The sequence below is a fragment of the Halodesulfovibrio sp. MK-HDV genome, from assembly GCF_009914765.1.
Lineage (GTDB): Bacteria > Desulfobacterota > Desulfovibrionia > Desulfovibrionales > Desulfovibrionaceae > Halodesulfovibrio.
In genome coordinates this window covers 155,136-169,467 of sequence record NZ_WYDS01000002.1, presented here as the reverse complement: position 1 = coordinate 169,467, position 14,332 = coordinate 155,136, and the positions used below count along the sequence as shown (strand labels likewise).

14 protein-coding genes are annotated in these 14,332 nt (G+C 40.7%); all 14 read right to left on the bottom strand.

Annotated features, from left to right (window positions below; all coding sequences use genetic code 11):
- Positions 1-22: 22 nt before the first annotated feature.
- Positions 23-1,120, bottom strand: coding sequence for a glycosyltransferase family 4 protein (locus MKHDV_RS02235; protein WP_160711841.1), 1,098 nt, complete (start codon positions 1,118-1,120; stop codon positions 23-25).
- The gene (locus MKHDV_RS02230; RefSeq protein WP_160711839.1) at positions 1,120-2,523 is read right to left on the bottom strand and encodes a hypothetical protein; all 1,404 of its coding nucleotides are present in this window, start codon (positions 2,521-2,523) and stop codon (positions 1,120-1,122) included. Before MKHDV_RS02230 ends, MKHDV_RS02235 begins: the two co-directional genes overlap by 1 nt.
- Complete coding sequence (locus tag MKHDV_RS02225) at positions 2,507-3,136, bottom strand: hypothetical protein (protein ID WP_160711837.1); 630 nt, start codon at positions 3,134-3,136, stop codon at positions 2,507-2,509. Before MKHDV_RS02225 ends, MKHDV_RS02230 begins: the two co-directional genes overlap by 17 nt.
- Positions 3,137-3,202: 66 nt before the next feature.
- Positions 3,203-4,534, bottom strand: a complete 1,332-nt coding sequence (locus tag MKHDV_RS02220; RefSeq protein ID WP_160711835.1) for an O-antigen ligase family protein — start codon at positions 4,532-4,534, stop codon at positions 3,203-3,205.
- Between the two features lie 162 nt (positions 4,535-4,696).
- On the bottom strand, positions 4,697-5,596 hold the full coding sequence (locus MKHDV_RS02215) for a hypothetical protein (RefSeq protein ID WP_160711833.1): 900 nt from the start codon (positions 5,594-5,596) through the stop codon (positions 4,697-4,699).
- 742 nt (positions 5,597-6,338) lie between these two features.
- Positions 6,339-7,097: a lipopolysaccharide biosynthesis protein gene (locus tag MKHDV_RS02205; protein ID WP_160711829.1), complete on the bottom strand. Its 759-nt coding sequence runs from the start codon at positions 7,095-7,097 to the stop codon at positions 6,339-6,341.
- Positions 7,009-7,698, bottom strand: a complete 690-nt coding sequence (locus tag MKHDV_RS02200; protein ID WP_160711827.1) for a lipopolysaccharide biosynthesis protein — start codon at positions 7,696-7,698, stop codon at positions 7,009-7,011. Before MKHDV_RS02200 ends, MKHDV_RS02205 begins: the two co-directional genes overlap by 89 nt.
- A gap of 383 nt (positions 7,699-8,081) precedes the next feature.
- Positions 8,082-8,432 (bottom strand): RidA family protein, encoded by a 351-nt coding sequence (locus MKHDV_RS02195; protein WP_160711825.1) that lies wholly within the window; start codon positions 8,430-8,432, stop codon positions 8,082-8,084.
- Positions 8,433-8,445: 13 nt separating this feature from the next.
- Positions 8,446-9,600: an FAD-binding oxidoreductase gene (locus tag MKHDV_RS02190; RefSeq protein WP_160711823.1), complete on the bottom strand. Its 1,155-nt coding sequence runs from the start codon at positions 9,598-9,600 to the stop codon at positions 8,446-8,448.
- A complete protein-coding gene (locus tag MKHDV_RS02185; RefSeq protein WP_160711821.1) occupies positions 9,600-11,000 on the bottom strand; it encodes an FAD-dependent oxidoreductase in 1,401 nt (466 codons plus the stop codon). Before MKHDV_RS02185 ends, MKHDV_RS02190 begins: the two co-directional genes overlap by 1 nt.
- Positions 10,993-11,280 carry a (2Fe-2S)-binding protein gene (locus MKHDV_RS02180; RefSeq protein ID WP_160711819.1) on the bottom strand — a complete coding sequence of 96 codons (288 nt, stop codon included), beginning with the start codon at positions 11,278-11,280 and terminating at the stop codon, positions 10,993-10,995. Before MKHDV_RS02180 ends, MKHDV_RS02185 begins: the two co-directional genes overlap by 8 nt.
- 177 nt (positions 11,281-11,457) lie before the next feature.
- Positions 11,458-12,456 (bottom strand): TRAP transporter substrate-binding protein DctP, encoded by a 999-nt coding sequence (gene dctP / locus MKHDV_RS02175; protein WP_160711817.1) that lies wholly within the window; start codon positions 12,454-12,456, stop codon positions 11,458-11,460.
- Positions 12,457-12,477: 21 nt separating this feature from the next.
- Positions 12,478-13,776 (bottom strand): TRAP transporter large permease, encoded by a 1,299-nt coding sequence (locus MKHDV_RS02170; protein WP_160711815.1) that lies wholly within the window; start codon positions 13,774-13,776, stop codon positions 12,478-12,480.
- Positions 13,777-13,778: 2 nt separating this feature from the next.
- Positions 13,779-14,285: a TRAP transporter small permease gene (locus MKHDV_RS02165; protein WP_160711813.1), complete on the bottom strand. Its 507-nt coding sequence runs from the start codon at positions 14,283-14,285 to the stop codon at positions 13,779-13,781.
- Positions 14,286-14,332 lie beyond the last annotated feature (47 nt).

Here is a 14,332-nt window from a genome sequence, read left to right as displayed (position 1 = left end):
ACAAATTACAAAAAACAATAAGTTAAAATAAAGATGAATAGACTGCGATACTTTTAGCCAACACTACTTCCATCGAATATTTGTCACGGACTAGGGCCACATTAACTTGTCCCATACGCTTTAATTCTTCAGAACTTGTGGTTAGAAACGATTCAAGACTCTCAGTCAACTCATCAACACGTTGAGGAGCGACTAACCAACCATTTTCACCATTAGTAACTAAGTCTGAACAACCAGGCATGTCTGTCGTCAATAATGGTAACCCAATCCCGCCAGCCTCCAGCAATACACGTGGAACCCCCTCCCTATAAGAGGTCGGAAGCACCATCAAATCACTTAGAAACATAATGTTTTTCACATCAGAACGTTGTCCTAAATACTCAACATCAGCACTATATGATTCTATATCTTTAATTGGTACAGCATATTCCCCTTCCGTACTTAAGGGGCCAATAAGCAAAAAGCGACAATTCTTATACTTTTTCTTAATTGATCTTGCGGCCTGAAGAAACTCATAAATGCCTTTATTTTTTAACATTCTAGAAACAAGAATTATTTGTTTAATATTGGATTTATAATCCTTCTTTACTGGAAGAGAATTACAATCAATACCAGAACCCTGTATCAAAAAATTTTGAGAATTATTTATCGTCGGCACAGCCTCAAACATTGCTTTATCATAACTATTTTGGAAGATAGTAAATGCAGATTTCCAAGAAAAAATAGTTTGTAACAACCAAAAAACATACCGCAAAATTTTATTTTTAAACGATGCTTCTGAAAAAATTTGCCCTGTTCCATTTATTGTTCGTCCAGCCTTAACTGGCAAAAACATGGATGCACAAAGACTATATAACGCGGGTTTCGTATCAAAACCGTGGACGATATCAGGCTGAACTTGAATAATAATTTTTCGTAACTGAAATATCGTTTTCAGATCATCCAACGGATTAACCCATCTATTTAATGCATACTTAATATATGGGATACCTGATGCAACAAATGCTTTTTCATCCTGGCTACCAACAGCAGTAATAGAAAAATTACTCTCTACTAGCTGCTGCATGTAAGGAAGACGAAGACTTAAATCCTCCCCTCCAACAATCATAACTTTCTTCATTATAGAAATTTCCAAATAATCTTTTTGGCTGCCTCACATACATCCTCAGATGGCATTTCGGCACTAACTTCAGAAACATTTTGAGCTGCCGGAACAAAGCTACAATTCTGATGATATCGAGCTTCAATCTCTTCGTCGCTTTCTTTACCTATTTTCTCGCGTAATTGATTGCGTAGTATAAATGTTTCTAAGCTACCACTAAGTGCTATTGCCAAATCAACTTTAGGCATGTTCTTGTAAAGCGCCGTCTCACAAGCTCCTATAAAATTAACCAAAGAAGAGTTACATGCTTTTTGAGCAACGCGAGGTGAGTCCATCCTTCCAACTTCAAAAGAGTGGCATCGATCAATAAGAACAATATTTCCGTTCATCACATCTTGCTGAACTTTACGCATAAGCGCGGCACGTTCATATGCTAAGACAAGGTATCGTAATGCGTATACAATCGAGATCTTATCTGGGGTACTTTGAGCAGAAAGAGAGCACCCACCATTATTTCTTTTTAAATTTCGTAACCGTAAAGCAACCCGTATAGGGAATGTGAGCAAAGTAAATGTAGGGCGTCCAAAATGATATTGCTTTGTCCTAAAGGTTGTTGCAAAAAAATTATGAAGATTTTTCAAAAGAGTCGATTTTCCAGCACCATCAATGCCTGTGACCGCAACAGCTATCCCATGTGCTTTCTTTTTCTGCTTAAGAAATAATTTATTCACGACTCGATATCCAAATCGCTTTCCTCCATCAACAAGCAAAGAAAGCGATGAGCTTCGCAGGCACCATTTCAATGCCCTTTTTCTTCTCCAACAAAAAAAGAAATCTGTAAAAAACTTGGTAGATAATGAAAACAGCTGGTTTGAACTACATCCTAAACGAAAAACAGAGTTTTCTTTGTTGTAGTTTTTCATAAGATACTGTCGTTCTGCGTTGTAGTCTGAACGTTCCTTTTGATACAAAAGGGCCCCTAAAAAAGAGCTTTTTTTCACTACATGGCGTAATACATAGATTAATGCCTGTTCTTCAATTCCAACTTCATAAATTCCATAAGAATTAACGAAACGGGATGCTAATGCTTCGTCACAAAAGTTAAAGCAATATTCTTTTCCATGACTCGTCCCTGTCACAAGATCATAGTACACATGTAAGTGACAAATTTTTCCTGAAAAATGATCTAACCCGTAATAGTGTTTTATTTCAGGGTAAATAAGCCACGGGTTACCCGCTTCAACAAAATCATTATCTAAAAGAATCTGCTCGAATTTTCGCCGATCTTGTTTTGACACAAGTAAGTCTATATCACTGTTTCCCTGTAACGCACCGACGAGTTCATGGTTATTCTTCCATGAGGCATAACAGACAACCGCAGCTTCAAGACGCTCAAAACACGCTCTATATAACTCTAACATCCAACTTCCCTTGCTTTTTCAGGGCCCTTAAATATTCTTCTGAAACTATAATATTTAGACGTGCAAAGCTCTTTGCCGACTCACTGCAAGTAACTTTTTTATGCCCCCGAGTAATTAGCCTCGCAACCAAATCTTTTTCAGGTGGTGCTGGCACAAGCAGGATACTGATTTTCTGTAATTCACTTCCGAAAACTATGAGAAACTCTGAAATTTGGTCTGCACTAAATTGAAAAACAAAGGGTATATGAGAAATACCTTCGTCTACAACAACAGCCCGGTTGCGAAACAGCAAATAACAACCAAACTTTTCAATGGCATTCCTCACCGCACTAACTTTATGTAAAAAAGACATATGAATGTCTCTACACTGGCGGATAATCCAGAATAACTTCGCAGGGCGTATGATCAAGTAGAAGAAGCCAAGCACAAAAAACACACCACGAATAACGGCTGAGGGCAAAAAGCATCCAGAGATCTCGCCACCTGTTATGTAATTCTGTACGTTTTCAAAACATGTACTCTTCCCTGCACAAGAACTACCTGTAACTTCGGTATACCGCTCTATTCCAACATCGTTCATATAAATAAATTCTACCCAAGAAAATTCACCCAAAAATGAAGAAAACATCCTGAAAAACAAGGAACAAATAGAACATAAAAAAGACACACAACTTGAAAGCTAACCTCTTACAATAATGTAATCATTCAAGTTCGTATCACTATCATTTCGTTCACTAACACTTTCCCCAACGTATGATAATGATAGCAACACTCCAAAAAGTATCCACATCTCGCGTTGCCGCAAGCCGTTTGTAAAGACATTGTAAAGAGCTAAGCTAGCTAACCCAATAAGTAAAGAATACAACACAAGGGTCTCAACTGAATTAGCTCCACTCTTTAATACAATCTGAACACGCCTCAACGCCAAATACATCATCAAGAGTCCAAGGAATAGGCCTATAACACCTGTTTCGAAAAGCAAAACTAAATAACTACAATGCATTTCATGATTATGAGCACCTTTTAACAGGCGTGTTCCTTGGAGGCCATAACCCATAAAAATGTTTTTCTTAAACGATGAATAACCAGCTTTAATAATACTAATTCGCCCACTACTAATGCGATCATAATGCGTTGCAGTCAGTCTCTTTACCGGCTTATTATATTTAAGAAAAAAAACTCTATCAAACGTTCTATTAACACGCTTCAATCCCGCAAAAGGTTCATAGGTTTGTGACAACTCTGTACCAAATAGCAATACAACAAGTAGCAACAAAGCGTAGGTTGCTTGCTGCCCCCAAAAAGTAATTGAAGAATAAGAAAAACGTCGCTTAATCACTCCCCAATACACGAAAAGACAGCAAATCCATTCTAATGCAAGCATAAAAAATCCGGATCGGCTCCCAGAAATAAGCACAAACAACACGCTACTGCAGGATAAAAAGATTGAAGTTAACCGAATTGAAAGATGTACATCTTTTAACACCCCGACAAATATCAATAATGGCAACAACGGCAATAAGATAATTTGAGGCTGATTTGCTCCGACAAAGCTCCCTATAAGGATCCCATATGAAAACCCCCAACTGGGCACAGTTACCAAAGAATAAATGGCCAAAAGATTACTTAGAAGAATTGCGAATACCCATCCTAGCAGGGCGTAAAAAAGTTTCTGTGGTGAATTAGCAACAACAAAAACTAACAACAGCAATCCGACATCATAACATAAAGCTAGAATTTCCAGTTGAGTAAACACAGCCGTAGAGAAAGGTTCAATAGATATCAGCGAGCTCAACGTCGCCCAAAAAAGAAAGAAAAAAACTACAACAAGAAAATATCGCAGTTGTATAATCCGCTCCCTTACTTCCGTTTCGAAAACAACAATACAACCTGAAAGAAGGAAAAAAAGATCTGCCAATAAAATTTTATATTCAACAACTGGTAAGAAGAGGACTTTTTTCAGCGGAAGAAGAACGATTCCAAGAAGCAAGCAATAAAATGAATACAACACTAGATCCCTACTAAGTCTTTAATAAAGACTCCAAAAACTTTAACGTGAGAAAAAAGTTCAATCTATTCACAATCTATTTTTCTAATAGTCTTTAAGAAAGAAGGATATCTTCAAACTCATTGTTCCACTTAGACATTATAAGTCATGGATTTCGCACACGGCTTACTTATTGTGGATAAACAAAGAATTAGCACAATTAAGACGCCCCCTCCCCCGGTAAACATTTGTGACAAGATTCCCTTTGTTGACGAAAACGCGATAATTGTAATCAGGCAAGATAAAAAAGGTAAGTAAAAAAACGTTGGTTCTATACTCGGAGCTAACTACATCCAACTTCATTAAAAGAGCACCCCAAAGTACATATGCAATCGATGCCACAGAAAATCCAAAACTTGCAAAAAATTCTGCCATAATACCGATAGAAGACCAGCCACGGGAACCACCCAACTGTTTTTTCCACACCTGACTGAATGTTAGGACATCCTCACCAAAAATTTTATGTATATAACGCATGGGAATATCAAGACCTAAGTAATCAAAAGTCGTCCCATAATGCTCAATACATAAAAATTCCTTTAACCCCTCTACTATAAAAATCCTTCGGAAAAGTTTTTCGAATAGTACATCAATTGACGTGTTATACGCAGTGGTTGAAAGACATAAAAACAACACAGTCAATCCAGAATAAACAAAAAATTTCCTTTTTATCTTTGATGAATTACTAAGCAACAGCGTAATAAAACACCATGTTGCAAAAAACAAAACTGGCGTCCGTTTCATCGTTCCAGCTAAAAAAATGAAACTAAATAAAAAGAGAATAACGCTGAGAGAATATGTTAGCTTAGGTCTATAATTCTTCTTACCAAGAATAAAAAACATCATGCCACTCAACGGTAACATAGCTCGATAAAAAAGGGAGGTGATTGAAGGTCTAAAAAAGTATGGAATTTCGATTGTTTTACTTCCATAACTAAATGCCAAATCACGTAACGGGACGACTTCTTTTGTTGTTAAAAAAGATATTAAAGGGAAATCCGATACAAAATATGCTCGTGCAAGCATGTAACATAATGCGGTTGCCCCCAGCATGGTAGCGAAAATAAAAATATCGATCTAAAGGAACCTGCTGTACCAGTTTCTTCTGGGAAGACGTAAGCGAATAAGCAAAATACCCGCCAACTAAAAAACACACTTGAAACAACAATAGCACTGAAACGGGTCGTATGCCTGTCCCTCGTGCTAGAGATGATGTCCCATGAAAAGCTCTGCTTGTTATTGAAGTTAAGCTAATTAAACCCTGACAATCTGCAAAAAATTAAAAAAGAATGGCAACACTAAAAAGTAAGCTAAAAGAAAAAAATAGAATGCCTGAAAAAAAAAAAGCACCTGTTCCCTTTTACAAGCCTCCAAAACAGAACAAAAAAGAACGCACTGAAACAATAAAAAAAGAAGATAGACCATCATTATATTACAACCAACCCTCAATTAAGACTATGTAAACGGATAATTAAATGACGTTGAAACATTCTTGTTTCAAACCAACACGTTCTAATTAGGAGCGGACTCACTGCTACCAAGTTCTAACGTGCTCATACGAGCCCGCAAGACTCGCTCAACTAACGAACTCTTACTCATCTGAATCAATAAATTGGACACTAAGTTAGTAAATCAGGGTAGAATAAAGCCGGTTAAGAAAAATTCATCCAAACGCCTTAACCAACTAATAACTTGATTTATTATACTAAGTTTTCACAGATAATTTTTCATATCTCACAGCTTGTTATAAACACTGTTATGAATATTGTTACTTCGATGAATAAAACAGCATCAAACTATTTTTATATTTCTTTAGAATAAATAAATGGGCTAAATAATTCCAGACACACTGTCCTACAAGCACGGCTAAAGCAGCCCCAATACTTCCCCACCAATAAATAAACGGTACATAGAAAACTAGAGAAGCAGCAAAGCCAATCCACATCATTTTATTTAGCCGGCCTTGATCACCAGTCATTTGTAAAAAAATATCATTTGGGCCGGCTATGGCATTTAAACAATTCCCAATCGCCAAAATAACCATTGGAAAATATGCAACGCTAAAGTCCATACCATAAAGAATTTCTAAAAGAATTTTCCCAAAAAGAAGCAACACTATCGTCAGAGGTATTGTTGCAATACAAATTAATCGCGTGGTCTTAATTCCTACAGAAAATAGAGAGCTATAATCCATGCGGGCATGCAATTCCGCAAATTTTGGTGCAACCATACTATTCACACACCCTAATGCTACGTTAATCAAAATGGCTGTATTAACAGCAACACTATAATAACCAACATTTTCTTCTGTAGCAAAAAGACTGTAAATAAGAATACTAATTTTACTTGTTGAAAAGACAAGCAAGCTGACACCACATAAAGGAAGTGACTTCTTCAAAAGAGAACAAAAATCTATAGAAGTTCCTCTGCTTTCTTCTTCACGACGTACCCGACGAAATAAATACAAAAAGAACAGCAGGGCTACAACTAAAGCAATAACAGCAGAAATCAAACGCGCATAAAACAACCCACAACCCACTAAAAGAATAAATAATGATGATGAGTAAAATACAGAAATTGGAAATTGGAGTTACAAGTTGAAGTATTGTAAAAAGTTTAATGGCTCCAATCGCTCTAAAAAAACTTAAAAATAAAGCACGAAGTGCATAGATTACAATAAAAAATGATCCAACTTGTATTGCTGTCTCTAATTGAATTTTTTGTTCAAGCACCTCCCAGACATTTAGCCCTAAATAAGTAAGACAAGACAGCACAAAAGAAGTTGATATAACAAAGGCTGCAACCTTAACGATGAAAGGAAATGGGAAGTACCTGCTTTCAATGCTTTCCTTTGGGATGATTGCTAAAACAGACTGATTAAACCCAATCAAGGCTAAAAGGGACAATAACGTAAGTAGGGTTTGGACAATACTCAAAATACCAATGAGTTCTGCACCATAATACCTTGCTACAAGAATATTATTTAGAAAACCAAATGCGATAATCAGTATCTTTGCAAAAAGCGCATAAGCAGATCCCCGTAGAACTACAGAAAAGTGACTATCATTTTTCTTAAACAAATTTAGCAAATTATTTTCCAAATTGGGGAGTAACATTTTTCCGCGCACAACGGCTTAACTACCTTATCTAAGAGCCTCTACGCATTATCCCTGTATGTATAAAAATAAGTCACTATTAAAGACAACTAAAAAATTGAGCTCTTCCCATAATATATACTGATAAACTATAAAAAAACGGTGTGTTTTAAAAAGTTGTCATTTTCATACCCGCGTTTCTGCACAATTTTCAACAGACTCTATTGAAATATTATTCCAACATATTACTTAGATCGTTTCAACGACACCTACGTACACCCCCTTAGTACAACCAGTTTTATTCATTAACACCTTCACATGACACAACAGAAAAACCCATCCAACGATGTGAATGGGCTTTTCTACTTACAAATTATTACTAGACCGTCTAGTTGTGATTCTATTGTTGAAATCTGTTATTTTTGAGCTGCTACAATAGAAACTTCGCAAAGCAGTTCCGGACGAGCCAGACGGGCCTCAACACATGCACGTGCAGGAGCATGGCCTTCAGGAACCCATGCATCCCAAATTTCGTTCATTGCAGCAAAATCTTTCATGTCGCGAACATATAGCGTTGCGGAAAGAATATGCTCAATATCACTACCTGCCTGCTGCAAAAGCTCTTCGACTTTTGCAAGCATGTTGGCAGTCTGAGCTTGGATACCCTCATCAGTATTGTCGGGTACCTGACCACACAAATAAATTGTTCCATTGTTAATAACAATTCTACTCATGCGAGTACCGATTTCCATACGTGTAATAGTCATACCCTTTCCTTGCTTATTGCCATGCACCCTTTTTCTTCGGTGCGTCATTATCTTTATGGAACAAAGTTTCGCGATCCGATCTAAATGCTTCAAGAGATAAACGTGGTGTTTTCCCCTGAAGTGTTTCTGCCATCAGCTTGCCTACAATCGGAGCAAGTTGAAATCCATGAGTAGAGAAGCCGCAAGTGTGGAAAAAGCCAGGAGTGTTTGCAGCTTCACCAATAATAGGCAGTTTATCAGAAATCATTCCTTCGAATCCTGCCCACCAGCGAACAATGCTCGCATCTTTCATAATCGGGAAGAAATCTACAACCGTCTGCGCAGAGCCATGCATCTGCTCTGTATTAATTCTTGTCTGTTCATCGTCAGTGATGAAAGCACGACGCGCACCGCCTACAACCACAGTGCCATTTGTCATCTGCTTAAATGACAGGGATCGGAAAAAACCGGAAACAACAGGTGTAATAAATTTCGGCATCCTGGCGGTAACCATCATAGAAAGCGCAACTGGCTCCATTGGAATTATCTCTCCCAAAAGGGCTGCCACCTTTGCTCCCCACGCTCCTGCGCAGTTTAAAAGCAACTCGCCTTCATAAATTTTTCCATTAGCTGTCGTAACGGTAAAACCCGAACCATTTTGAGAAACATTAAGCACTTTAGTGTGCTCTTCAATAATGACACCTGCTTTCAAAGCACTCTGCTGATACGCCCGACAAGCCTTATACGGCAATGCATGACCGTCTTTTCTAGAAATAAGACCACCAATAAAATCATCGGCAATGGCGGGAACAAGTTTGCGAAGCTCTTTTTCGTCAATTAACTCCTCATGGTTGTATCCAAGATCGCTCGTCGTTTTTGCACGCTTCTTCAGCAACTCGATTTCTTCATCACAATTGGCAGCAAGAATCTGACCTGTAGTAGTGAAGGTGCAATCACATCCAATATACTTTTCCATAGTTGCCCACATTTCCTGTGACTCCAGCGTCATTGGAATTTCGGCAACATGACGATTAAGACGACGGACACCCCCAGCATTCACTCCAGAGGCATGACGGCCAACAGTATCTTTTTCGAGAAGAATAACTTTCTTTCCAGCGCGACCAAGCTCCATAGCTGTTGCCAGCCCCATAAGCCCACCACCAATAATAAGAACATCAGCGCGTGACATTATTCACCCCCTTCAAAACGCATGGATGCCATTTCCTGCATTGAAACATTTTTCAAAGGAGGCCTGATACGCAACCTCTCTGCATCAGAAGGTTTCCCCGATGTCAGAATGCTTAAAAGCTCTACAATTGCATTGCCACACATACGTCCCTGACACGGCCCCATGCCACTGCGAACCAATGCTTTTATGTCATTAGGGTTAGTGCACCCTTGACGTACCGCATCTTTAATCTGAACAACTGTCACGTGTTCACAACGACACACTAGAGTCTCATCATCGAATGCACACGCATCAATATCCGGCGCAAACATGGCATCAATAAACGGGCGAGGAGATAACTCACGTGCAAGTTTCTTTTGAATCCGCTCTGCTTGCTCATCTCGCTGGCTAAGAGACAACTTGCCTACAGAATGAGCCACTTCCAACGCTGTCAGACGGCCTTTTAACTCTGCAGCACCAGCTCCGTGAACAAATGTTCCATCTCCTGCTGCAAAAACACGTTCAAGGCTGGTACGCCCCCAAGTATCTGTGACAGGATACCAATAGCGCTGCACATTGTCCCATTCATGACGACAACCAAGCTGGCTAAACATTGCTGTATTCGGAATCACGCCAAAATGGACAAGTAGCGAGTCCGCATCAAAACTCACAGCTTTGCCATTTTGCATGGCTGTCACTTTGGAGAGTTTATCGTCACCATGAGCTCGAACCTCTTTCACATTCTTCAAGTGAGGGACACCAGTGCGTTTGATGTCCCACAACATCTTGACCCCCTTCACGAGATAATCTGCACGGCGTAAAGCGGAAGGGAGCTGTGCGAGAGCCTCGAGAGAAGGGTATGCGGAGGCCGTTTCAAGGATGGCAGAAATTTCTACACCACTGCTGGCAAGCTGACATGCTTCCAGAAGCAGCAAAGGCCCACTACCGGCAATCACGACTTTACCGGAAGGCTTTAAGCCGGAATCTTTGTATAAGTTATTTGCAGCACCTGCCCCCATCACACCGGGAAGAGTCCATCCTGAAAACGGTACAGGACGCTCCATGGCTCCTGTCGCAACAACTATTCGTTCAACCTTAACGCAATGTGACTCTCCCTTGTGAGAGAAAAAAACAGTACCATCCGGCTCTACCTGCCACACTGCCGCCTCTGAACGATAATCCAGATCAGCAGAACGAAGCTGGTTAACAAGACATGCTCCTTTGGTGTAATCACTACCGAGCAATTTACAGCGAGATTCTGGAGCCTTCTCGATATTTCTATAAATTTGCCCACCCGGACGAGCCTGTTCATCAAGCACCAACACTCTCAATCCAAGTTCTGACATAGAACAAGCACTTGCTATTCCTGCGGGGCCTGCCCCCACAACGGCAACATCATATTGATAGTTCATACTATTCATTGCCCTCCACGATCTGCCGGTTAACCTGCATGCCTTCATGGACTTCTTCCAAGCAAGCCTGACGATTCTTTACTCCATCAATTTCACACAGGCATTCACAACAGACACCCATCAGACAATGTGGAGATCGAACCTCTCCAGTTACAGGAGAAGTTCGAAACGGTTCTTTTCCCTGTTCCAACAGTACGGAAGCGACAGTAGATCCTACAGGAACACTTGTGCCTTTTCCGTCCACAGTTATGAACACCTGCTCTGCAGCAGGTTCATCTAGTTTAAACATCAGAACTCCAGAAACTCTTAAATTAAACTATCAGATTAGATGTACGGAAGGGTAGCTGTACACTTTGCGCACATAGTATCGATTCTCAAAATAACAGCGGGATTGCGCGCTGTGTGTAAATGAGGCTCTGCTCCAGTTGTCATGAAGCAGAGCCCACCTTATCAACAAAAAGGATCTCTACTGAATAAGGCTATCCAGAACTTTCTGACTCCATTCTGCGCCAATGTCGTCCTGAATTTCCGGCCAAACCACGTTACGGATTTTTGCTGCCATTGCGCTAAGCGCTTGATCGGATACCGGGATGATTTCAGCGCCATACTCAGCAAGCTTTTTCTCATTTTCCATCTGATCATTCTGAGCATTTTTCCAACGACGCTGCTCAAATTCGAAGGAAACTTTTTCAAGCTGTTGCTGCTGCTCGCTGCTAAGGTCGGTAAACAGCTCCTGGTTCATGATCAGGTACCAAACTTCAAAATGTGTATTCACTGGCATGTAGTATTTGGTCACATCACGGAATGATGCATAATAGCCTTCCGCACCTGAGCCAATAACTCCGTCAACAACACCGGTCTGCATTGCGGTAAACGCTTCGGAGAATGGTACCGGAGTTCCAATAAAACCAATGTTATCAGCTAACATCTGGAAAGTTTTTGCCGGTGGGACACGAAGCTTAAGTCCTTTAGAGCTATTTGGATCTTCAGGATTTTTTGGTTTTTTCTTAAGAGCTACCCCACCAAAGTACACTGGATATACAGCCATTACCCGAATATCTTGCTGTGAAAAAAGATCAGAAATCGTCTTCTGAAATGGTGAACCAGTCACGAAGTTTTTCTCTGCTTGTTTCCAATCTTTCATCAAATACGGAAAAGAAATAATCTGTAAACGCTTGTCCACGCCTGTAGATACTGGCTGACATGCCATATCTACGGCTCCAAGCCCTACGCGTTCCTGTACGATTGTGTAGTCGCCAAGTGCACTTGCTGCATAAACTTTGATCTTAATTTTGCCGTCAGTGGCTTCTTTTACTGCATCGGCATACCGGTGAAGGTCATTGTCGATAGTAGTTCCCTGAGGACGAATATGGGAGATTTTCCAAGTACGAGCCTCGACACTTCCAGCGGAAAGCATAACAACCGCCATGATAGCCAGAGCAATAGAGAATAACGATTTCTTCATCTGTACACACTCCTATTCTGTTTAGTAGCCCATCAAACGGGGCAAAGTGAGGGATAATTCAGGCCAGAACGACGTCAAAAAGACCACTGGAAGATAGCCGAAAAGTATCAGCGTCATTGCAGGCTTAATTACGTCAGTAAATTCAACATTACCTATGCGCACACCAAGATACAGGATGCTCGCATATGGTGGAGTAACACCGCCCATGGCAGTATTTACGCCGATAATGGCAGCAAAATGGACAGGGCTGATACCGATAGCTTCCATAAGAGGGAGCAGCAGTGGAGCGGTGAGAATGATGGAAGTAATATCGTTAACGATCATACCGATAAAAAACAGCAGGAAGTTAACAAGGATGAGCAGCAATACTTTATTCTGAGTAATGGTAAAAATGCCTTCAACCAAAGCTTGCGGAATATCTTCCATAACGAAAATCTGGCTAAGCATCAGGCTGAATACGATCATAACCATAATCGCACCAATTGCTGTTGCAGCATCCTTTGCTGCTCTGAGGAATTTGCTCCAGGTAAGCCCTCTATAAACAAGAACCCCGACAGGTATTGCGTACATCACGCCCACTGCTGCAGCTTCTGTAGGGGTCATAATACCGCCGTAAATGCCACCAAGAATAATGACCGGCATCACAAGGGCAGGCAGGGCAACGAACGTACGGGAACCAGCTTCACGAATAAGCTCTTTCATCGGTTTTGATTCTTCGAGCACGAGCGGGAATTTTCGACACTGCACCATGTTCACGACTGCAAACAAAGTCATAATAAGAAGCCCGGGCCCCACGGTTGCAAGGAAGCAGGCAAGAATTGAAGTATCCGTGACCCAGCCGTAAATGATCATCGTCACGCTTGGTGGGATAAGCAAACCAAGCAGCGATGAGTTTGCTACCAGAGCTGTTGCGTATCCGCGAGGATACCCCTTCTCTGCCATTTCCGGAATGAGCAGAGGTCCAGTTGCCGCGACGCCTGTCATACCACTACCGGAAATGGCGCCGATAATTGCACAACTAACTGAAGCAACAACACCAAGACCACCGCGGACGCGTCCTACAAAAATATTCACAAAATCCAACAAGCTCTTTGCAATGCCACTCTCGCTCATGATGGCTCCGGCAAATACAAACAACGGAATACAAAGTAATACTGGGTTTGCAAGCTGTCCAAAGCCCCACAGCATCGTACCTTTCATGGTAGCGCCACCAAAGGTGTGCATAAACATAAGCGCACCACCGAAACAGTACGGCAAAGGGACACCAAAGCTGAGTAAGGCAACCAGCACCGCCAACGCCATGAGTGATATTTCAATCATGTCTAAATTTCCCCCTTGATTACCGTCGGATCTGTGGTGCATTCAGAAAGATGTGATGTCAGACAACGGAGATTGCGGATCAGGTGATACGCAGCGTACATGCTCATAACAACCAAGCCGATGAACAAAGAACACTCTGCATAAAAGGTCGGTACATATAATGTTGGACTTTCTTTCCACACACGGAATGCATACTTACAGTAAAACCAGGCCCATCGGGTTAACCACAACGCGATAACCAAGCTGCATACATCTGCGATGATACGAACCACAAGACGCGAACGTTCTGTTTTAAGAAATACATCCAATACATTTGCTTTAATCTGTGTATCCTCGCGGGAAGCATTCATACTTCCGGCAAAATACAACCAAAGAGTGGGATACACTAAGATCTCATCCAACCCCATAAGTGGAGCTTGAAGAATATAGCGCCAAATAACCTGAATAAATTGCATGAAAGCAACTGAGCTTAATAAAAAAGTCAGCGTATATCGAAAAAAACGCTCCATTAAGTCCTCCCAGTAATGGAATAACAAGTGGAAAACTGTACATGATG